General features: G+C 71.7%; 15 protein-coding genes. 3 read left to right on the top strand and 12 right to left on the bottom strand.

Annotated features, from left to right (window positions below; translation table 11 throughout):
* Positions 1–62: 62 nt before the first annotated feature.
* The gene (locus AC0HI0_RS28600; protein WP_480926598.1) at positions 63–593 is read right to left on the bottom strand and encodes a GNAT family N-acetyltransferase; all 531 of its coding nucleotides are present in this window, start codon (positions 591–593) and stop codon (positions 63–65) included.
* 1,001 nt (positions 594–1,594) lie between these two features.
* Positions 1,595–2,983 carry an alpha/beta fold hydrolase gene (locus tag AC0HI0_RS28595; protein WP_480926597.1) on the bottom strand — a complete coding sequence of 463 codons (1,389 nt, stop codon included), beginning with the start codon at positions 2,981–2,983 and terminating at the stop codon, positions 1,595–1,597.
* A 388-nt stretch (positions 2,984–3,371) separates the two neighbouring features.
* Between AC0HI0_RS28595 and AC0HI0_RS28590 the strand changes: the two genes are divergently transcribed.
* Positions 3,372–5,216: a S8 family peptidase gene (locus AC0HI0_RS28590; RefSeq protein WP_480926596.1), complete on the top strand. Its 1,845-nt coding sequence runs from the start codon at positions 3,372–3,374 to the stop codon at positions 5,214–5,216.
* A gap of 79 nt (positions 5,217–5,295) precedes the next feature.
* Here the strand turns inward: AC0HI0_RS28590 and AC0HI0_RS28585 are convergent, their stop codons facing one another.
* From AC0HI0_RS28585 to AC0HI0_RS28575, 3 genes are read right to left on the bottom strand one after another with little or no spacing between them, the layout of a single operon-like run.
* Positions 5,296–5,451, bottom strand: a complete 156-nt coding sequence (locus AC0HI0_RS28585; protein WP_480926595.1) for a hypothetical protein — start codon at positions 5,449–5,451, stop codon at positions 5,296–5,298.
* A 9-nt stretch (positions 5,452–5,460) separates the two neighbouring features.
* Complete coding sequence (locus tag AC0HI0_RS28580) at positions 5,461–5,604, bottom strand: hypothetical protein (RefSeq protein WP_480926594.1); 144 nt, start codon at positions 5,602–5,604, stop codon at positions 5,461–5,463.
* Positions 5,601–6,038, bottom strand: a complete 438-nt coding sequence (locus tag AC0HI0_RS28575; RefSeq protein ID WP_480926593.1) for an MFS transporter — start codon at positions 6,036–6,038, stop codon at positions 5,601–5,603. The genes AC0HI0_RS28580 and AC0HI0_RS28575 overlap by 4 nt, the downstream gene beginning before the upstream one ends.
* Before the next feature lie 88 nt (positions 6,039–6,126).
* Here AC0HI0_RS28575 and AC0HI0_RS28570 point away from each other — a divergent pair, with 88 nt between their 5' ends.
* Positions 6,127–6,423, top strand: coding sequence for a TetR/AcrR family transcriptional regulator (locus AC0HI0_RS28570; protein WP_480926592.1), 297 nt, complete (start codon positions 6,127–6,129; stop codon positions 6,421–6,423).
* A 149-nt stretch (positions 6,424–6,572) separates the two neighbouring features.
* On the opposite strand, the gene AC0HI0_RS28565 is transcribed toward AC0HI0_RS28570, so the two are convergent.
* From AC0HI0_RS28565 to AC0HI0_RS28550, 4 genes are all read right to left on the bottom strand, one after another.
* The gene (locus AC0HI0_RS28565; protein WP_480926591.1) at positions 6,573–8,780 is read right to left on the bottom strand and encodes a DUF6185 family protein; all 2,208 of its coding nucleotides are present in this window, start codon (positions 8,778–8,780) and stop codon (positions 6,573–6,575) included.
* 108 nt (positions 8,781–8,888) lie between these two features.
* Complete coding sequence (locus AC0HI0_RS28560) at positions 8,889–10,241, bottom strand: diaminobutyrate--2-oxoglutarate transaminase family protein (RefSeq protein ID WP_480926590.1); 1,353 nt, start codon at positions 10,239–10,241, stop codon at positions 8,889–8,891.
* Positions 10,238–14,251, bottom strand: coding sequence for a Pls/PosA family non-ribosomal peptide synthetase (locus AC0HI0_RS28555; protein ID WP_480926589.1), 4,014 nt, complete (start codon positions 14,249–14,251; stop codon positions 10,238–10,240). The genes AC0HI0_RS28560 and AC0HI0_RS28555 overlap by 4 nt, the downstream gene beginning before the upstream one ends.
* The gene (locus AC0HI0_RS28550; protein ID WP_480926588.1) at positions 14,248–15,444 is read right to left on the bottom strand and encodes an aspartate kinase; all 1,197 of its coding nucleotides are present in this window, start codon (positions 15,442–15,444) and stop codon (positions 14,248–14,250) included. The genes AC0HI0_RS28555 and AC0HI0_RS28550 overlap by 4 nt, the downstream gene beginning before the upstream one ends.
* 1,031 nt (positions 15,445–16,475) lie before the next feature.
* On the opposite strand from AC0HI0_RS28550, the gene AC0HI0_RS28545 reads away from it, so the two are divergent.
* Entirely contained in the window at positions 16,476–16,700 is a 225-nt protein-coding gene (locus AC0HI0_RS28545; RefSeq protein WP_480926587.1) for a hypothetical protein, read from the top strand.
* A gap of 144 nt (positions 16,701–16,844) precedes the next feature.
* On the opposite strand, the gene AC0HI0_RS28540 is transcribed toward AC0HI0_RS28545, so the two are convergent.
* The 3 genes from AC0HI0_RS28540 to AC0HI0_RS28530 form a co-directional block, all read right to left on the bottom strand.
* Positions 16,845–17,600, bottom strand: a complete 756-nt coding sequence (locus AC0HI0_RS28540; protein WP_480926586.1) for an MHYT domain-containing protein — start codon at positions 17,598–17,600, stop codon at positions 16,845–16,847.
* A gap of 312 nt (positions 17,601–17,912) precedes the next feature.
* The gene (locus tag AC0HI0_RS28535; RefSeq protein ID WP_480926585.1) at positions 17,913–20,012 is read right to left on the bottom strand and encodes a putative bifunctional diguanylate cyclase/phosphodiesterase; all 2,100 of its coding nucleotides are present in this window, start codon (positions 20,010–20,012) and stop codon (positions 17,913–17,915) included.
* A gap of 183 nt (positions 20,013–20,195) precedes the next feature.
* On the bottom strand, positions 20,196–21,023 hold the full coding sequence (locus tag AC0HI0_RS28530) for an SAM-dependent methyltransferase (RefSeq protein WP_480926584.1): 828 nt from the start codon (positions 21,021–21,023) through the stop codon (positions 20,196–20,198).
* Between the last annotated feature and the right edge of the window lie 91 nt (positions 21,024–21,114).

The following is a 21,114-nucleotide window of genomic DNA, read 5'->3' as shown; positions in this document are numbered from 1 at the left end:
CGCTCGGCTGCCGAGGTCGTGCAGTGGATCGTTGGTCGACGGGGTATGTGGCCGCGCAGGGGCTACCTCTCCAGCACGTACACCTGGAGCGGTGTGCCCGCCTGATCTGTGAAGGTGCCGTGGGTGGTCCAGCCTGCCGATTTGTAGAGGTGGGCCGCTGGGGCTTCCGGGTGGGTGCAGAGCCACGCCGGGCCGTCGGAGGCGAACTTGTCCAGGAGGGTTCTGGCCATGCCCCGGCCTCTGCGGTCCGGGTCGACCATCAGTTCCACCACCTCCAGTGCGGGAGCCTTCAGGTGGTGTCGGGCTTCCGGGGCTACGGCCTGGCGCACTGCGGCGTAGAACGGCGAGTTCGGGTCGGGATTGGTGGGCCAGCCGTAGATCACGGCCGCGAGGGAGTTGTCCTCGTGGGTCACCAGGCCGTGCGTTCCTGGTGTGGACAGGTGGTTTGCGAACCTTCGTGGGAATCCGGCGAAGTGGTCTTCGGTCGCTGACCACGGAGGTTCGGCGAAGCACTTGCGGTACAGGCGTTCCAGCGGGTCCGACAGAGCGGCCAGCTGCGTGGGTCCTACTGCGGTGTGTTCTACGACCCCCATGGAAGTCAGGGTATCGGTGCCACACGTGGTCGTGGGGCGACTTCTGCGCGGCCGAGATCGGGGTGATCGCGGAATACAGCGGGTCCGGAGATGGCCCGTATTGCCGGACGGTGGGTCGGTCGTCGCCGACGGGGGTCGCGGGTGCTGCTTTCCGGAGGGGTCGGGAAGTGGTGGGTCAGGGGCGGGACGGGCCTTCCAGGTAGGTGACGACCATGCAGCCTGCTACGGCGGTCAGGGATATGACCGACCAGCGGCCGAGCAGGGGGACTATCGGGACTGTGCCCAGCAGGGCCAGGCCCAGGAGGGTTCGGCTTTGGCGGCGTTGGGTTGTGGGGTTGGGGAGGGTGGTGGGGGACGGGTGGTTGTGCCGGGTGGGGTGGGGTTTGGCGGGGGTGGGCCGGGGGAGGGTGTGCAGCTGGAGGCTCTGTCGAACGCCTGTGCGGTTGGAGTCGCCCGGCTGTGGGGGCGGGAAATCGCGCGTCGGGTGTTCTCTCACCTCTACACTCAACAGTTGTTCCTCCAAGCAGTTTCTGGACTCGCCAGGCCAGTTGGACGCGGGTGGGACATCGCGCGGTCTCCTGCTGCAACAGGAGACCGCGTTGCTATTTCCGGTGCCGGGCGACTGCGGCGTTGTCGAGCATGGCGCAGCGGGTGGTCGGTAGTCGCGTTTCCGGTGGTGTGCTGCGCCGAGCGGCCCTGGGCCGGCGGTGAGCGGTGTAGGCCAATCGGTGCAGCTGGTCGTTCGGGTGGATATGCCCGGTAATGGGCTTGCGGTGCTTTTGGGGGCTGGTCTGTCGGTCTGCCTGGGGTTATTTGTGCGGTTGTCGCTCGATCGAGTGAATGTGGTCGGGTGTGTGGTCTTGCGGGTGGATTCCGCAGATTTGCGAAGAAGACGTGAATGTGCGTTGGCGAGTTGTTTTCGGCGGGTTCGGCCCGTCCGGGGCAGGACAGCACGACGTCCCGGCGTCGGGGGACGACACCGGGACGTGCGGCGAGGTCGGTCAGGCTGCGTTGAGCAGGTGGTCGACCTCGCGGGCCTGGGTGGACGGGTCGTTGAAGTAGGCGGTGTGGCCCACGCCGGGCCAGATCAGGTGTTTCGCGCCTTGGATCTGGCAGACCAGGCCGTCGCCCCACACCCGCGGGGTGGCCGGGTCGTGCTCGCCGCTCACCACGAGGACGTTCTTGGCCCCCTTGACGTTGAGGCGGGACCACGGGTTCGCGGGACGGATCGGCCAGCCCGTGCAACCCGCCTGGATGTCCCAGCCCTCGGTGTAGCCCCGGGTCACCGGGGCCAGCCGGCGGGATTCCTGTTGGCGGACGGCCAGTTCGGCGAACGTCTTGACGTCACTGGGGAAGTCGTGGCAGCCGATCACCCGGTACGCGGCGTCGGAGCCCACTCGGCCGAAGATGGCCGCGTCGGGGTTCGGGACCAGGACGTCCCGGAGGACTTCGGCCAACCTGGGCCAGTCCTGCGTCATGTACAACGCGTTGTAGACGCCGTAGCCGATCTGCTCGGCGGTGATGCCGTAAGGGATTCCTTCCGCTGGGATGTTGTGGCGGTCGGCCCGTGCGAGCAGCGCGCTGTACTCGGCCTTGACGTCACGGCCGTGCAGCGCGCAGGTTGTCGTTGCCGCGCACCACTTCGCGAACTCGTTGAACACGTCCTCCGTGCTGCGCGTCTCGTCGGACGCCAGGCGGCGCGCGCCGATCGTGTGGTCCATCGCTCCGTCCAGGACCGCGGAGCGCACCCGTGACGGGAACAGTTGCGCGTACGTCGCGCCCAGGTGCGTGCCGTACGACAGGCCCAGCCAGCTCACCTTGTCCGCGCCCAGCGCGGCGCGCACCGCGTCGAAGTCCTTGGCAGCGCTGATGGTGTCGACGTGGTCGATCAGCGGGCCGGTCGCCTGGCGGCACGACTCGGCCACCTCGCGGTTGTAGGCCACCAGCGCCCGGAACTGCTCCGGGGTCTGCGGGTGGTGGCTCACCTTCGGGTCGTAGGGCGGTTTCGGGCAGTTGATGGCCGGGACGCTCTCGCCCACGCCGCGCGGGTCCACGCCGACGATGTCGAAGCGGTCGCGGAGGTTCGCCGGGAACACCTCGGTCGGTTCGTCGCGGACCATCGGCACGGCCGGGCCGCCGGGGCCGCCCGGGTTGATGAACAGGACGCCGATGCGGCGCGCCGGGTCGGCGGCCGACAACCGGGACACGGCCAGGGAAATCCGCTCGCCGTTCGGCTTCGCCCAGTTCAGCGGCACCGCCACGGTGGCGCACTCGGCACCGTGCTCGCCGCACGCCTGCCACGTCGGCGCGGGTGCGGCTTGTGCGGACGCGGGAACCGCCAACGTGGCGGCCACGCCGATCGCGGTGGCTACGGCCAACGCTCGTTTCATGTCATCCCCTCAGGGGTCGGGTGCGGCGATCATGACCGCGCCGGACGTCGGCGGGCGTCGGTCGCCGGGATGACGCCGGCTCATCCTGCCGACCGAGTGCGGTATCCCTCCAGGAGGGCGGGGAACGGCCGGCGCGAGTTGTCACGGAAAGTGTCGGTTAATTGCTCAGGGGATTTTTCGGTAGCTATGGGTAGAGCGGGCCGGAACAGTAGGTAGGGTTATCCGTAGAGCGTGTCGGGGTGGCCTTCCACCTGCGCGTTCAACGAATATTGCGAGTATTGCGGGTAACCTCTTGGTTCTCCGCTGAAGCTCCTCGTACGGTTTGTCTGGAGTCGGCCGCTGCGGCGCCCGACCTCTTCACCCTGCGAAGTGAGGAATTCGGCAAACCATGAGGAAAACAACGCTGAAGGCGATCGCCTGCACGATCGCCGCCTCGGGAATGGTCGCGTACTTCGCGACACCGGCCGCGTCCGCCCCGGCGGCGCAGCCCCCGACCGCCATCGTCAACGCCGGCTCGGCGGACGCCGTGCCCGGCCGCTACATCGTCGTGTTCAAGGGCCAGGGGCAGGGCGCGCAGTCGGTGAGCGCGGCGGCCTCCTCCATGACCCGCCAGTACGGCGGGCAGGTCCGGCACACCTACGGCGCGGTGCTCGACGGGTACTCCGCCTCGATGTCGGCCGACGAGGCCGCGCGGGTCGCCCGCGACCCGAAGGTCCAGTACGTCCAGCAGGTCACCCGGATGGTCGCCACCGACACCCAGAACAACCCGCCGAACTGGGGCGACGACCGCGTCGACCAGCGCGACCTGCCGCTGAACAACGCCTACACCTACCCGACCAACCCCGGTCAGGGCGCGCGGGTGTACGTGATGGACTCCGGCATCAACGCCAACCACACGGATTTCACCGGGCGCATCGCCGCGGGCTTTGACGCGGTCGACAACGACACCACGCCGCAGGACTGCCACGGGCACGGCACGCACGTCGCCGGCACCGCGGCGGGCACCACGTACGGCGTGGCGAAGAAGGCCACCATCGTGGCGGTGCGCGTCCTCGACTGCTCCGGCAGCGCCACCGACGACGACCTGATCGCCGGCATGAACTGGGTCAAGAACAACGCCGTCAAGCCCGCGGTGGTCAACTACAGCATCGGCTGCCGTCAGCGGTGCAGCAACCAGACCCTCGACAACGCGGTGAAGTCGGTGATCGACAGCGGCGTGCAGTGGGTGCAGGCGGCGGGGAACTCGACCGACGATTCCTGCTACTACAGCCCGCAACGGCTGCCCGAGGCGATCACGGTCGGCAACAGCACCAAGACCGACACCCGCCGCAGCGACAGCAACTACGGCTCGTGCCTGGACATCTGGGCGCCGGGCGACAACATCGTCTCCGCCTCGTACAACAACAACACCGGCAGCGCCACGATGTCCGGCACGTCGATGGCCTCGCCGCACGTCGCGGGCGCGGCTGCGGTCTACCTGGCGCAGAACACCTCCGCCACCCCGGCGCAGGTCCGCGCCGCGCTGGTCGACAACGGCACCACCGGGAAGCTGTCGGGCATCAACACCGGTTCGCCGAACGTGCTGCTGTACACCGGTTTCCTCAACGGCAACCCGCAGCCCGGTGACGTCACGGTCGCCAACCCCGGCAACCGCACGGCCACCGTCGGCCAGGCGTTCAGCCTGGACAACAGCGCCACTGGCGGCACCCAGCCCTACACCTGGAGCGCCACCGGCCTGCCGGCCGGGCTGTCCATCGACTCGGCCACCGGCCGCATCTCCGGCACGCCGAGCGCGGCGGGCACCGCGAACGTCACGGTGACCGCGACCGACAAGGCGGGCAAGGCCGGTTCGGCGTCGTTCACCATCACGGTGTCGACGACCGGCGGTGGCTGCCAGCCCGTCACCAACGGCACGGACTACGCGATCCGCGACCTCCAGACCGTGCAGAGCGCCGTCACGGTGTCCGGCTGCTCGGGCAACGCGTCGGCCACCTCGACCGTCGCGGTGAACATCGCGCACACCTACATCGGCGACCTGGTCGTGTCCCTGGTCGCGCCCGACGGCAGCGTCTACGTGCTGCACAACCGGGCCGGCGGCAGCGCGGACAACATCAACCGCAGCTACACCGTCAACCTGTCCAGCGAGGCGCGCAACGGGACGTGGCGCCTGCGCGTGCAGGACGTCGAGGTCAACGACATCGGGAAGATCGACACCTGGACGCTGACCCTCTGACGACCGCGGCGCCCGGCGAAGTCCCCCTTCGCCGGGCGCTCACGGGCAGGTCGCGCCTCGGACGGCGCGGCCGCGATGCTCAGGCAGGGGTTGCGGCGGTGACGGGCTCCGGTGCGGGCTTGCGGCCGCGTATCACGCACGGGGCCACGGTCGCGGTGGCCGGCACCCCGGCCGCGCCGGCCACGAACGCGGTGGACATGGCGTCGGTGAACGCGGCGCGGGCGCTGTCGGCCAACCGCGCCCATCAGGGCGGCGATGCGGCCGGTGCGGCGCGCCCGCTGCCCGCGCCGAGCAGGGCCAAGGCGACGACCAGCGGCACCACCCCGGTGGTCGGGGTGAGGTCGGCCGGCAGCAGGAAGCCGGCGGCCATCGCGACCATGCCGGTCATGGCGAGCGTGCGGTTGCCGACGCGGGTGCCGAGCGCCGCGCGCGGTGCGGGAAACCGTGCATGGGCAGTTCGATGATCATCCACACCGGCGCCGTCATGCCGACCACCGAGAGGATCGCGCCCAGCGGGTCGGGCTTCTGCCACGGGCCGCGCGACTCGGGCATCAGCACGATCGCGGCGGCGATGGCCACGACGGCGATCGGCACGTTGATCAGGATGGACCGCGTGCCGGGCATGACCAGCGCGCCGCCGACGCCCATCACCACGCGGGCGGCGACGAGTTCGCCGGGGCTGGTCACGAAGGTTGCGAACAGCGACGCGGCACCGAACAGGGCCGGCCCGACGATCATCACCCTCCGCCTGCCGAAGCGGTCGGCGAGGCTGCCCGCGGTGAGCAGGAGGCCCGCGAACACCGGCACGTAGCTGTCCAGCACCTACTGGACGTCCTGCGCGCTCGCCTTGAGCTTGCCGGTCATGATCTCTCCTCAGGGCTTTGCGCATGGTGTGCGCCGAGGTCGGGGCATGACGACCGACGACCTCCCCTCGGTGTGGACCAGGCAGCGCCGCTCCCGGGACCAGCCCTCGCTCAACCGGGCGCAGATCGTCGCGGAGGCGGTCGCGCTGCTGGACGCGGAGGGCATCGACGCGCTGACCATGCGCCGGCCGGGCACCCGCCTCGACGCCGGCGCGACCTCGCTGCACCGGCACGTGGCCAACCGCGACGAGCTGGTCGAGCTGGTCGTGGACGAGGTGTACGGCGAGATCCGCGTCCCGGGCATGATGGCGCTGCTCGCCGCCGCCGGCTTCCCCCCGGCCTAGGCGGGCCCGGCGATCGGCACGGTGCTCGCCTACGTGATCGGCGTCGGCATCAGCGAGGCCGCGTGGCTGACCGTGCCGGCCCGCAGCGGCCAGAGCGAGCGCGACTGGCAGCGCCGGCTCGGCCCGACCGCGGGCCGCGCGGTCGAGGACTACCCGATCCTGCGCAACGCCTTGAGCGTGCGCCGGTCCATCAGCCACCCGGTGGCCGTGACGACGGCGGCGAAGGCGACCACGCCGACCGGCGTCGCCGGCGGGAGCGCGCCGTCGGCGAGCCGGAGCAGGCCGTCGGAGGCCAGCCTGACCCCGGCGAACACCAGGACCACCGGCAGCACCTTCACCGGGCCGCGCCTGCCCGGCAGGTGCTGCCACAGCAGACCGACCACCGCCCCGGTGCACCACCACCGGACGACCACCCACACCACGAGCAACGCCGACTCCGCCAGGTAGCCGGGCTGGCGCTGCGCGAAGGACAGCCCGTCGAGCCAGACCCAGCCGTTGACCAGCAGGCTCACCGGCAGGCCCAGCGCCAGCGCGTACCGGATCGCGTGCCGGGCGTTGGCCACCGGCTCGGCACCCGGTCCGAGGGCGAGCAGGACGTCCAACGGCGTGAGGCCGCCGATCAGGTCGTAACCCCTTGGCGTGTCCGGCTCCCGCCGCCTCCTGGCGGTGACGACGACGTCACGCGCGTGCCGGCGCAGCGTGTCCAGGCCCGTCCCCAGGACGTTCTCGCGCACGGTCGACGCGCCCATCGGCCGGTCCAACGGCGATCGCAACCGCCGGAACACCAGCAGCACGACGACCGCCGTCACCGACCACACCGGGAGCGTCCAGCCCCACACGACCAGACCCCAGTCCACCACGCCCACGAAGAACAGCACGGCCGCCGCGGTCTTGAGCCACCGCACGTCGACCGGGTCCACCTCGGCGACGTGCCGCTTCATCAACGCCCACAACGCCATCACCGGCACGAGCAGCAGCGGGTCGGCCAGATCTCTCGCCAGTTGCGCGGGGTACCGGTCGAACGTGCAGCACACCGCTGCGGCGTCGAGCGGGAACGGGGACAGCCACCGGACCCGGCCGGTGTTCACCACGTCGGACGACAGCCGGTCCAGCACGACGAGAACCGCGACGACCACCGCGCCGCCCCACACCCACCGGCTGATCCGGTGCGCCGGGTCGAGGCGGCGGGCGATCCCGAACGCCTGGGCGACCGAGGCCGCGACCAGCGTCCCCAGCACCAGCACGAACGCGGTCTTCACGGTCACCGACAACGGGTTCACCGCGACGAGCGCGGGCCACTCCCGGTAGGTCCAGACGACCGGCAGCGCGCCGAGGCCGACGGCGGCGACCACCAGCGCGAGCAGCGGCAGGCGTCGCAACCGCCAGCGCCACGCGCAGAAACCGAACAGCGCCAGCACTCCCGCGCCCTCGACCCAGCCGACGAGCCGCAGGTCGACCACGGCACCGGGAGCGTTCAGGAAGTACTGGGCGGCGACGTCCGCGACCGCCGTCACGACCGCCACCACGGCGACCGGGACGGCCAGGCGCAGCGCTTCGGCGCGCGCCCCGGCGGGGGTCGGCGATCTCCGGATCCACAACACCAGACCCACCGCCACCACGACCTGCGCGAGCCACGACAAGGCCAGGGCGAGCACCGACCACGGGTGGGTCACGGCGGCCGCGCCGACCGCCACCCGGGCGTCCGGCACGACGACGACCGACCACGGCCCGGCGCGGTCGGTCGTCCACGTGGTCTCCACGTCGGTGCTGGTGGCGGGCGCGGGCGCCGGTGAGCGCGCCCAGCCGGCGGGCGTGCGCACCGAGACCCTGGTCCACCTCGCGGCGGACAGCGCCGCCGGCGGCTGGTGGGTGAGCTGCCACCGGTCCGGCCCGGACGCGGTGACCCGGACGACCCCCACCGCGAAATCGGGGGTGCCGACCACGTCGGTGTAAACGCGGTCGACGACCTCCAGCCGGTCGCCGACGACGGTCGCCGAAGCCGGCGACTCCCGGATCTCGGCGGCGCGGTCCTCCTCGCGGCCACGGCCGAGCAGGCAGCGCAGCGCGCCCCGGTACGCGGACTCGTCCGGTGGGGCGAGCAGGTGCGGTGCCAGCGGGTTGTCCCGGGGCAGGCTGATCTCCAGCCGGCTCGTCACCCGGACGTAGTCGCGCCCGGCCGCGTCCACGGTCGTCTCGGCGGCCACCTCCACGCCGGGCAGCGGCGCGCAGTCGAAGTCGCCGTAGACCTCACCGCCCCCGAACCCGGCCATGATCGACAGCACCAGGGCCGTCGAGCCCGCGACCAGCAGCGCGGCCCCGGAGATCACCGCGATCGGCTGGTACCACTTGTCCGTCATGCCCCGCCCCGATCCCCCGTGGGTGCATGAGCGGTATCCGGCGGCCGGGGGCCGGCGTTACCGACGGGGGGAGCGGCCGGCCCGCGAGCCGGCCGCTCCGCGCCGGGATCAGGCGCAGTACTGCCCCACGGCGTCCACGAGGATCCGGGCCGCCTGGTCGATCACCTCCTCCGTCACGTTCAACGGGGGCATCAGCCGGATCACGCAGTCGTCGCGGCCGCCCAGCTCGATGATCAGGCCCCGGCGCAGCGCGTAGGACTGGACGGCCGCCGCCCGTTCGGCCGCGGGTGCCCCGGTGACCGGGTCGGCCAGTTCGACGCCCAGCATCAGGCCGCGACCGCGGATCTCGCGCACCCAGGGGTTGCCGTCGAGTTCGGCCAGCCGGGTGCGCAGCTGCTCGCCGCGCTCGCGCACGTTGGCCAGCACGTCGTCGCGCCGGAAGATCCGGATCGTCTCCACGCCCGCCGCGAACGCCGCCTGGTTGCCCCGGAACGTGCCGGTGTGCGCGCCGGGGGCCCACGTGTCCAGGCGCTTGTCGTAGATGATCAGCGCCACCGGCAGGCCGATGCCGCTCAACGCCTTCGACGCGATGATCACGTCCGGCTCGATGTCGTACTGCTCGAAGGCGAACCAGGTGCCGGTGCGGCCGCAGCCGGTCTGCACCTCGTCCACCACCAGCGGGATGTCCAGCGCCCTGGTCAGCGCCCGGAGCCGGCGGACGAAGTCGAGCCGCGCCGGGATCACGCCGCCCTCGCCCTGCACCATTTCGAGCACCACCGCGGCCGGCAGGGGGATGCCGCCGTTGGGGTCCTCCAGCGCGCGTTCCAGCAGGTTCACGCAGTTGGTCTCGCACGAGTCCGGCCGCAGCCCCAGCGGGCAGCGCGAGCAGTACGAGTAGGGGAAGAAGTGCACGCCGGGCATCCCGCCGGCGACCGGCTCCTTCTGCGACACCAGGCCGGTCAGCGCCATCGCCGCGTGGCTGGAACCGTGGAAACCGCCCTGGAACGAGATGATCTCGCTGCGCCCGGTGGCGGTCTTGCACAGCTTGAGCGCCGCGTCCACGGCGTTCGCGCCGGTCGGCCCGCAGAAGTGCACCTTCATCCGGGACCGCAGGTCGGGTGCGAGCATGGACAGCTGGGCGTCCAGGAACTCGCGCTTGGCCGGGGTGGGGAAGTCCAGCGCGTGGGTGAGCACGGACAGCCGGTCGGCCGCCGCCGCGGCCACCTCGGGGTGGTTGTGGCCCAAAGACAGCACACCGGCTCCGCACAGGAAGTCGATGAACACGTTGCCGTCCACGTCGCGCACGTAGCTGCCGAAGCCCTCGGCCAGCGCGATCGGCAGCCGGCGGGGGTAGCTGCGGGCGTTGGACTCCCACCGGGTCTGGTGGTCCAGGTACTCCGCCGACCTCGGGCCGGGCAGGTCCGTGGTGACCAGCGGGAAGTGTTCGGTGGTCTGGGTCATGATGGCCTCCGCGCGGGTTCGGCCGCGCTCTCTTCGGTCAGTTCGACGGCGGGGTTGCCCCGCCACCGCGACCGGGTGGGGACGTCGGTTCCCTTCATCAGGAAGGAATCCGGTTCCAGCAGGGAGTTCTCGCCCACGGTCGTGCCGTAGTGGACGAAGGCGCCGGTGCACAGCGTCGCGCCCGCGCCGATTCGGACGTGGTCGGACTTGAACGCGCCGTCCTCCAGCGAGTGCGCCTGGATGACGCTGCCGGCGTTGAGCGAGCAGTCGTCGCCGATGGTGATCAGCGACTTCTCCGGGATCGAGCAGCCGTCGTCGAACACCCGCCGGCCGATCCGCACGCCGAGCAGCCGCCACAGCGCGTTCTTCATCGGGGTGCCGTCGAACAGCATCAGGTACCGCCCCGGGCTGAGCTTCCAGAAGCGCTCGTGCCGCCAGAAGACCGGGTCGTAGATCGAGCAGAACCTCGGGCGCAGCCGGCGGAAGCCCTGCACCGCCCGTTCGGCGAACACCATGAAGCACGCCGAGAACACCACCGACAGCACGAGGTCCGCCGACGTCGTCAGCCAGCCGTAGGTGCTGTGCAGGCTTCCGGCGGCCACGCCGATCAGCACCAGCCCGAACACCTGGAGCCAGTGCACCAGCAGGTAGATCAGCGCGGTGACCGCGTTGTGCCGGTTCTTCGCGCCCAGCCGCAGCCGGCGGCCTTCGAGCACGTCGATGTCGGCGTCGCGCTTGACGTTGCGCGGGATCTCGAACGCGGGCGAGCCGAGCAGACCGGTGTTGGTCCGCACCGGGCCGTCCAGCGGCACCAGCACCTTCGTCGCCAGCAGGCAGTCCTCGCCCACGCGGGCGTCCGGCGGGTAGGCGATGTTGTTGCCCAGGAAGGCTTTCGGCGCGACCGCCACCTCGCGCACCCGGAACGACGTGCCGGAGAAGTCGGCGTTGAGCAGGGAGAGCCCGTCCGACACCATGGTGCCGACGCCGATCGTGGACAGCCCGGGTGCCTCGTGCTTGACCTCCACGCCGAAGTTCGAGCCGGTCTGCTCCACCCGCCCGAGCCGGTAGCCCAGCGCGCGCAGGTAGTGCACGATGGCCGAGCTGTCGCCGAACAGGTAGTTGAGCGCCCGGACGTTCGTCAGCCGGGAAACCCCTTGGTGCAGGGAGAAGCGCAACCCGTACAGCGGGTACGCCCGGCCAGGCCGCACGAACCGCGACAGCAGCCTCGGCACGGTCAGCACCAGCACCAGGGTGGCCAGCAGGCCGCCGAAGTACAGCAGCGCCGAGTCGGCCAGCTGACCCCGGTAGAACGCCCAGTCGGCGAAGTCCGGCGTGCCCTCGTACACCATGGCCATGGCCAGGTCCGTCACCAGCAGCGACGCGGGCAGCGGGAACAGCACCAGCACCACGAGCTGGCTGAGCCCGAACCAGAACCGCCGGCCACGCGGCAGCCGGGTCCCGTCCAGGGCGCGGTAGTCCACAGTGGACTTGCGGGCCGGGGTGCCGTGCCACGACTCGCCGTCCGGCACGCGCTGCCCACCGTGCAGCGACGAGGCGTGCCCCAGCTGGGCGTGGTCGCCGATCGCGGTGTCGACGTCGAGCACGGCCATCTCGCCGACGAACGCCTCCCGACCCAGCGTGATCCGCCCGGTCCGCAACCGGCCGCCGCGCACCTGGTAGCCGTTGAGCCACGAGTCCTTGCGGACCACCGCGCCGGCACCGATGGTGACGAGGTCCGTGCAGACCGGTGGGTTCCGGGTCAGCAGCAGCGCGCCCCGGCCGATCTTCGCGCCGAGCGCCCGCAGGTAGAGCACGTAGAGCGGGGAACCGGCCAACAACGCCATCGGGCTGAACCGGATCAGCGCCTTCACCGTCCAGAAGCGCAGGTAGGCCCAACCCCACAGCGGGATCTCCCGCTCGTCCCACCGCCCGATCAGCAGCCACTTCGCGCCGATCGGCACCAGGGACAGGAACGCGAACGCGAGCGCCGCCGAGGCCACCGCGCGCAGGTACAGCCCGCCGATCCCGTCCGCCCCGGCGATCCAGCCGAAACCGGTGTCCAGCAGCAGCCCCGCCCCGCAGGCGTAGCCGAGGAAGACCAGCACCTGGGCGAACCCGCAGAGCAGGTAGCGGGCCGTCGCGTAGCGCCGCGCCGGTTCCACCGTGACCGATTTGCCGCCGCCGGCCAACGAGGCCGCCAGCGCGCGCACCGACGGGTGCCGGTAGACGTCGCGCATCGGGATGGGAGGCAGTTCGGTGCGCTGCCGCACTTTCGCGCAGAACCTGGCCAGCAGCAGCGAATCCGCGCCCAGCTCGGCGAAGAACTCGCTGTCCACCGACACCTCGTCCACGCGGAGCACCTCGGCCAGCGCCTCGGCCAGCGCCCGCTCGGTCTCGTCGCCGGGCGGCACGTGCGCGCGTCCGCCGGCCAGCGCCCGCCGGGCCGAGGGCGGCGGCAGGTTGCGCCGGTCGGCCTTGCCCTGCGGCGTCATCGGCACCAGGTCGAGCGGTTCCAGGTAGGCGGGGACCATGTACGCGGGCAGGCGCTCCCGCAGCACCCGGTAGATCTCGTCGGCTCCCGGGTCCGCCGCGCCCTGGCGCAGGCTGTAGTACCCGACCAGCTCGGCGGTCGCCGGGTCGGGCCGGTAGGGCTCGACCACCGCCTGGGCCACGCCGGGCACCCGGAGCAGCACCGACTCGATCTCGGTCAGCTCCACCCGGTAGCCCCGGATCTTCACCTGGGTGTCGATCCGGCCCAGGTACTCCACCTCGCCCGCGTCGTCGATGCGGGCCAGGTCGCCGGTCCGGTAGATCCGGCCGGACGGGTTGTTCGGCACCCCGAGGAAGTCCGGGATGAACGCCCGCCCGGTCAGCTCCGGCCGGTTGAGGTAGCCGGTGGCCAGGCCGATCCCGGCGATGCCCAGCTCGCCCGCCTCGCCCCGGTCCAGCGCGCGCGGCTCGTCCGGGTCGAGCACCACCACCGAGTACGTCGGCAGCGGCACGCCGATGGTCACCGGGCGGTCCGGCCGCACCACGGCCCAGGTCGCGGTGACGGTCGCCTCGGTCGGGCCGTACACGTTGAGGAACCGCCGGTCGGGGCGGTGCCAGCGGGTCACCAGGTCCTCCGGGCACGCCTCGCCTGAGACCAGCAGGAACCGCAGGTCCGGCAGGTCGGCGTCGATCGTGGCGAGCAGCGTCGGCACGCAGCACAGCGCGGTGATCCGCCGGTCGAGCAGGAACTCCCGCAGCTCGTGGCCGACCAGCGCCGCGCCCGGCGGACGCGGCACGAGGGTCGCGCCGGACAGCAGCGGCACCCAGATCTCCTCGACCGAGAAGTCGAAGGCGATCGTCATGCCCTGGTACATCCGGTCGCCGGGCTCGATCCCGTAGACCTCCACCGCGACCCGGACGAAGTTGCAGATCGCGGCGTGCTCCACGGTCACGCCCTTGGGGCGGCCGGTCGACCCGGAGGTGTAGACGACGTAGCACAGGTCGTCCGGCGGCACGCCCTTCTCGTCGGCGGTGAGCCGGTGCGAGGGCAGGTTCGGGTCCGCCTCGTCCAGGCACACCGCGTCGACCGGGACCCGGTCGCGCAGCGACGACGCGGTCAGCACCCGGCGGACGCCGGCGTCCCGCGCGATGAAGTCCAGCCGGTCGTCCGGGAACGCCGGGTCCAGCGGCACGTAGGCCGCGTTGGCCTTGAGCACCGCGAGCGTCCCGACGTAGGTGTGCGCCGGGTCGTCGAACAGCAGGCCGACCCGGTCGCCGGGCCGGACGCCCGCCGCGCGCAGGTGCCGGGCGAGCCGGTTGGCCCACCGGTCGAGTTCGGCGAAGGTCAGCCGGACGCCGTCCGCGTCCACCGCCAGGGCCCCGGCCACGGCGTCGCAGTGCTGCTCGAACACCTCCTCCAGCCGTTCGCCGTCCCGCCAGCGGACCTCCTGGCCGAACCCGCCGCAGGTGAGGACCCGGCCGTCGGCGACCACGCCGATGGGAGCGTCGCGCGGGCTCACCGCCCGACCCCGACGGGCTCGCCGAGCCCGAACACGTCGTGCAGGCGGCGCACCGCCTGGTCGACCAGGCCGGCGGGCAGGACGGCGGTGAACCGGGACGACGAGGTGGTCAGCGCGGACACCACGCCGCCGAGTTCGCCCACCGCGCGCAGCAGCCCGGCCAGGTAACCGGGGTGGTCGAACAGGCCGACGCCCACCACGGACACCGCGCCCAGGCCGTCCTGCACGGTCCAGGGCGCGCCCAGCTCGCGGGCGACCTCGTCGACCACGTCGACCACCCGGTCGCCGCCGCGCACGGTGAACCGCACCTCGTGCCCGTCCTTCCAGGTCAGCACGTCCGGGTTGAGGCCGTGCTCGACCAGCCGGGCCAGCGCCGGTCCGCAACGGTCGGCCGCGGTGCCGGCGAGGGCCAGCGACACCAGCCGGACGTCGCGCTCGTGCGCGATCCCGACCACCCGGTGGCCGGCCTCCAGCGGTTCGGCGGCGACCGTCGTGCCCAGCACGGGCCACGCCGAGTGCACCACCCGCACCCGCACCTCGTGCCGCTCGGCGAGCGCGACCGACCTCGGGTGCAGCACCTTCGCGCCGCGCCCGGCGAGTTCGGTCATCACGTCGTAGGGCACGGTGTCCAGCCGCGTGCTGCCGGGCACCACCCTCGGGTCGGCGGTGTGCACGCCGGGCACGTCGGTGCAGATCTCGCAGTCCGCGCTGCCCAGCGCGGCGGCCAGGGCGACCGCCGTGGTGTCCGAACCGCCCCGGCCGAGCGTGAGCAGTTCGCCGTCCTGGTCGCGGCCCTGGAACCCGGCCACGACGACGACCCGCCAGCGCTCCAGCCGCCGCCGGATCCGGTGGGCGTCGATGTGCTCGATCACGCCCGCGCCGGGTCGTCCGCCCACGACGATCCCGGCCTGGTCGCCGGACAGCGACCCGGCGGCGATCCCGCACTGGTTGAGGGCCAGCGCGAGGACGGCGGCCGAGACCTGCTCGCCGGTCGCCATCAGCTGGTCCAGTTCGCGCTCCTCGGGTTGGTCGGCGAACTCGCCCGCGAGCGCGACCAGGTCGTCGGTGGTGTCGCCCATGGCGGACACCACGACCACGACCCGCTTGCCCTCCTCGGTCAGCGCGACCAGCGACCGGGCCACGTCCCGGACCTGCCCGGGGGTGGCCAACGAGGAGCCGCCGTACTTGCGCACCACGAGTCCGCCCGGTAAATCGCCGGCGCCATCACGCCCGGCGAGTGGCCAGGTCTCGGCCGGACTGGCTCCGACCGGCTCCGAACATTTCTTCATCACCTTGTGACCCCTGATCTTTCAGCATTTGGTGTGCAACTGCCGAAGTGCGGGGCAGGGTCGTCCGACCGACTGCTCAGTGAATTGGTTAGCCATCTGACCCGGTGCCCCTTTAGGTTAATTGCGCCTGGAGGTGAAACCGGTGCGGCAAATCTGAACGTAGCGCAGCTTCCCGGGGTGTGAACACCCCCAGAAGGCTTACAGGGCACCAGGTCCGAAGTGGCTCGGTGGCCCGCGCAAGTCGTGGTGCGCAAGGGCCCGGCATGAACCGAACGGCGGAATCGGGATTCCGTGGAGTGGCTGCCGCATTCCAGCCGACCGGTCGCCGGAGAGGGCTCCGATCGGCCTGGAATAGTCCCGGTAGGAGGGGGTTTGCGGGTTTTTCCGGTAATTGTTAAGGCGCTGGTCAGTACTGGTTCCGGGGCCGGTTCGCGGTCCTTTTCGAGCGGTTCTCCGGCGCGCGTTTCGTATTCCTTCGCGGTTATGTCCGATTCGTCGCGAAAATGCGCGTGCGGGACTGTGCACGCACGGTCACAAGTGAGGGGTCCTCGTTCGGACGCTTTCCGGTTTCGGACAGCGGCCCAATGTCCGGAATCGCGTGGTTCATCACCTTCCCGAACGGGTACCGCTCGGGCGCGGGCGGAACCCGCCGCGCCGGCACCCGGCCGCGCCGACCGACCGACCGACCACCACCGGGGATCCGGCCGGGTGGCCGGGCGCACCCGCCCGCGTCCGTTGTGGAGCGACCACAGTGGACGGACGGCACCGGAGTGTCGGACACCGAACCACCCGCCGGGGGCCGACCTCGCCCGGTCCGGGCACCGAGGCCCGCCCGGTGCGGGTTCACCAGGTCGGCGGATGCGCGGCCCCGCCACGGGGTGTGATTCTCGGCGGGGGGCGGACCGTGATCGCCACCTCTTGGCAGTATGGGCGGGGTGGTGATCGACGTGGGGCTCGAACTCGTGCCGGCCGCGCTCGGCGCGGTGCTGATGGTCGGTCTCGGCGTGTTCGCGCTCGCCTGCCGGCTGTCGGCGGGGGAGCCGGTGCCGCCCGCGCACGCCCGGCGGGTCGCCCGGTGGCAGCTGGCCGCGCCGTGGGTGTTCGGGGCCGCGGCGGCCGTGGTCGTGGTCGACCTGGGGTGGATCCTGCTGGCGGCGTGACCACGTCCACGGTGGACGGCGCACGCCGGGCCGCGCGCGGATCTCCCGCGCGGCCAACGATTCCGCGCCACGCGCACCGAGTGACGCACGCCACCCACGCCCGGACGACGATGTCCGGACGCGGTGCGGGTGGGAGGCTCCCGGTCAGCCCGCGATCTCGGGCTCGGCCAGCGAACTCGCCGAGGTGAACAGCATCCACAGCAGCGCGCCCACCACCAGGCCGCTGATGACGAACACCGGGAACACCAGGTTGAACACGGCGGTGCCCTGCGGCGCGGCGACGCTCGCGTCCGAGACCACGTGCACCGCGGCCATGCCGGTGTAGTGCATGCCGGTCACCGCGACGCCCATGACCAGGCCGGCCACCACGCTCGCCGTCGTCGTCTTCACGACCAGGGTGAACCAGAACGCCGCCGTGGCCGCCGCGATCGCGATCACCACGGACAGCGCGACCAGGCCCTGGTCGTAGTTGATCTCGCCCTTGAAGCGGATCGCGGACATGCCCAGGTAGTGCATCCCGGCGACGCCGACCCCGGCCAGCACGCCGGCGATGATCAGCCGCATCCTGGTGAACCGGACCAGCGTGACCAGGGACAGCCCGACGCCCACCACGACCACGGCGACCAGCGCGGACAGCGCGGTCAGCGGGGCCGAGTACTTGATCGTCGTGCCGGGGATGTCGAAGCCGAGCATGGCGATGAAGTGCATCAGCCAGATGGCGATGCCGCCGATGGCGAACGCGCCGAACACGGTCCACAGGACCTTGGCGCCCCGGCCGGGCTCGCGTCTGGCTCTGGCCATGCAGGACAGGCCGATCAGCGAACCGATGACGGACACCGCGTAGGCGAGCACGAGCGTCCACGCGCCGGAGGAGAAGTGCTGCATCGAGTCGTGGTTCACGGAGGTACCGATCTTTGGGAGTGCGGAGTTGGCGGAGAACCCCTGCTTACCGGCCCACTCTGGGCGTTCGGGGCGATTACCGCCAGAGCCGGTAACCCACTTGAGGCATATTTCCCACAACATCATCACGCATTGTGAGCGACACGGCACAGCGCGCTGGTTTTCGCCCCCTTGGGACCGCTACCAGGGCTTCGACGCTGGTCGGAGCCCTGACGGCGACGGGTGGTGGCATTTATCACCCGCGCTGGACCACATTTCCGTAGTTGTTCGGACGGGCCCGTTTCGCGGGGTGTGCGCCAATCCCGAAACGGTTCAGCGGAAGTACGCGACGACGTCCGCCGGCGTGCACGGCGCGCCGAAGTGCCCGCCCGCCCCGGCGTCCGCGCCGGCCGACCGCCACCACGCCGCCTGCGCCGCGTCGCGCACGCCGTCCACCACCACGGTCACGCCGGACGCCCGGACCGCCGACACCAGCGACGCCACGTACTCCGCGCGGTGGTCCACCAGCCGCGCCGCCACCCGCACGCACCGCACCGGCAGGTCGTCCAGCGCGGACAGCTCGGCCGGGCCCAACCCGAAGTCGTGCAACGCCGTCCGCACGCCCATGTCCGCCAGCACGGACAGGTTGTCCACCGCCTCCACCCCGGCCAGCGCGCCCACCGGCATCCCGACCATCAGCCGGTCCGCCGCCAGCCCGGTCTCCTCCAGCACCCGCACCACCCGCGACACCAGGTCCGCGTCGCCGGACTGCACCGCCGTCAGCCCGACCACCAGCGGCGCCTCGATGCCCGCGCGCTGCCGCCACCACCGCGCCTGGCCGCCCGCCACCCGCAGCAGCCACTCGCCCAGCGGCAGCACCAGCCCGGTCTGCTCGGCCAGCTCCACGCACGCGTCGTGCGCGAGCGGCGGCTCGCGGTCCCAGTGCAGCAGCGCCTCCACGCCCGCCACCCCGCCGGCGAACCCGATCACCGGCCGGTAGCGCACGCCGATCTCGCCCTGCTCCCACGCGCCGGGCATGCCGACCGCGAGCGCCTGGGCGTGCCGGTCGGCCACGTCCTGGTCGTGGTGGAACAGCTCCCACTGGCCGCGCCGCCCGCGCTTGGCCCGGCGCAGCGCCTGGTCGGCGGCCCGCAGCAGCTCGGCGGGCTCCAGGTCGCGAGCCGGCCTGCGGACCACGCCGATGCTCACCGACACCGCCAGGCCGTGCCCCTCCACGAACGTCGGCTCGGCCAGGTCCTCGTTGATCGCGGACACGATCAGCGCGATGTCCGGGGTCTGCGCGGTGTTCTCCACCAGCACGCCGAACTCGTCGCCCTCGAACCGGGCCACCATCGCGTTCTCCCGGGCCAGCACGCTCTTGAGCCGCTGCGCGACGTGCACCAGCAGGCGCTCGCCCGCACGTCCGCCGAGGCTGTTGCACACCATGCCGAACGCGTCGACGTCGAGGTGGAACAGCGTGACGCCGTGCACCGGGTCGGCCCGCCGCAGCGCGCTCTCCAGGTAGGTGGTGAAGTACTGCCGGTTGGGCAGGCCGGTCAGCACGTCGTGCAGCGCCTGGCGGTTCAGCTCGCCCTGCAACAGCATCAGCTCGGTGCCGTCCTCGACCACGGTCACGAAGTGCGCGGGCTCCTCGCGGGCGTCGCGCATCAGCGAGGTGGTCAGCGTGATCCGGGCGACCTCGCCGTTGCTGCGCAGCAGCCGGTGCGACTGCCGGACCCGCTCCTCGCCGCCGTCGAGCAGCAGCGCCATCGCCTCGCGCAGGGCGGTCTCGGAGTCCGGGTGGACCAGGTCGAACACGGTCCGCTCGGCGAGTTCGGCCGTCGAGTGGCCGAGGATCCCGGTGATCGCGTCGTTGGCCCGCACGACCCGGCCCGCCAGGTCCACGATCAGCACGCCGCTGGTCGAGGACGTGACCACCTCGTCGACCAGCGCCTCGCTCTCGTGCAGCCGCCACTTGGCGTCCCGGACGGCCTTGAGCAGGGTGAGCTGCATGCTCTCCTGCTGCTCGAACACCGACCGGCGGTTCGCGGCCAGGAACCCGGCGGACAGCGCGCCGAGGCCGACCGCGATCCGCTCGGCGTGCTCGGCCACCGGGTGGAACTCGGCCAGCCCGAACAGGCCCCGGCCGAGCACGTCGGTGGTGACGCGCAGCCCGGCCTCGCCGACGTAGCCCAGGGCGACGAGTTCGTCGCCGACCTGTTCGAGCCGCTCGCCCGCGAACGGCTCGACGTGCAGCGCGTCGCAGATCCGGTCGAGCTGCCGGCGCAGTTCGGCGTCGAGCTGCTCCCTGCTGTGCGACACCACGATCGCGCCGCTCATCAGGTAGGCCCACTTGCGGGCGAGTGATTCCCGTCCCCGGTCGGGGACCGGTGCGGACGGCGTGGCGTCCGGTTCTCGGTCTGCTTCAGGCATTCCCGTTGCCCTGCTCTGATTCCAGGTTGGGCGGCAGCTTACCTACTTCGGGTCTCCGCACGCTCGACCAGAGGAGTGAACAAAATACCCACGATCGATTCGTCGGTGCTACCGGGATGACTATCGGTCAGATTCTTTTCCGCAATTTTCGGGTTACTGCCGCCGATTCGGTCAATCCGGACCTCACCTGTTGACCCGACCGACACCTGCGTAGAGCAACATGTTCATGTCCGGCACGTCGGAGATGTCCGACGGCCCGCCCGGCCGCCATTCCGCGCAGCCCACCAGGCCCGGTTCGACCAGGTCGAACCCGTCGAACAGGGCCAGGATGTCGGCGTGCCGGCGGACCGTCATCCGGTCCCGGCTGCCGCTGTCCCGGATCGCCTCGGCGGCCTCGTGCAGCGGCTGCCCGACGTGGTCCGCGCTGGCGTGGCTGGCCGCCAGGTAGCTGCCGGCCGGCAGCGCGTCCCGGTAGCCGGCCACCAGCCGGGCCGGCTCCCACTCGTCCGGGATCCAGTGCAGCATCAGCATCATCAGCAAGCCGATCGGCCGGTCGAAGTCCAGCAGCTCCTTGACCTGCGGACTTCCCAGGACGCCCGCGACGTCGCGCATGTCCGCCCGGACGATCGCCGCCCGGTCGTTGTCGGCCAGCATCAACTCGCTGTGCGCCACCGCGATCGGGTCCCGGTCGACGTAGACCACCCGGCACGCCGGGTCGACCCGCTGGGCGACCTCGTGCACGTTCGACACGGTCGGGATGCCGGAACCGATGTCCAGGAACTGCCGGACGCCCTGGTCGGTCATGAACCGCACGGCCCGGCCGAGGAAGGCCCGGTTGACCCGGGCGCCGGCCCGCACGCCGGGCATCAACTGGTCGATCTTCAACGCGATCTCGCGGTCCACGGCGAAGTTGTGCGCGCCGCCCAGCATGAAGTCGTAAGCCCGCGCGATGCTCGGCACGGAAACGTCCACGCTTTGCGGAACCCAGTCCGATCGGACCACCGCGAACACCTCATCGCCGCTCGGGAACGCCCGAGTTTAGCGAGATCACCGCCGGATTCATTGGGCCACCAGCGTGACCACCCTGTCACCCGATCGGGTA

Source organism: Saccharothrix sp. NBAS 001 (genome assembly GCF_056640475.1).
The sequence above is the reverse complement of the archived record's forward strand: the minus strand, read 5'-3'. Positions and strand labels throughout refer to the sequence as shown.

Excerpts from the sequence above, each read along its gene's own strand:
- AC0HI0_RS28600 (WP_480926598.1), bottom strand. The coding sequence starts at position 593 with ATGGGGGTCGTAGAACACACCGCAGTAGGACCCACGCAGCTGGCCGCT.
- AC0HI0_RS28595 (WP_480926597.1), bottom strand. The coding sequence starts at position 2,983 with ATGAAACGAGCGTTGGCCGTAGCCACCGCGATCGGCGTGGCCGCCACG.
- AC0HI0_RS28590 (WP_480926596.1), top strand. The coding sequence starts at position 3,372 with ATGAGGAAAACAACGCTGAAGGCGATCGCCTGCACGATCGCCGCCTCG.
- AC0HI0_RS28580 (WP_480926594.1), bottom strand. The coding sequence starts at position 5,604 with ATGACCGGCATGGTCGCGATGGCCGCCGGCTTCCTGCTGCCGGCCGAC.
- AC0HI0_RS28570 (WP_480926592.1), top strand. The coding sequence starts at position 6,127 with ATGACGACCGACGACCTCCCCTCGGTGTGGACCAGGCAGCGCCGCTCC.
- AC0HI0_RS28565 (WP_480926591.1), bottom strand. The coding sequence starts at position 8,780 with ATGACGGACAAGTGGTACCAGCCGATCGCGGTGATCTCCGGGGCCGCG.
- AC0HI0_RS28560 (WP_480926590.1), bottom strand. The coding sequence starts at position 10,241 with ATGACCCAGACCACCGAACACTTCCCGCTGGTCACCACGGACCTGCCC.
- AC0HI0_RS28535 (WP_480926585.1), bottom strand. The coding sequence starts at position 20,012 with ATGCCTGAAGCAGACCGAGAACCGGACGCCACGCCGTCCGCACCGGTC.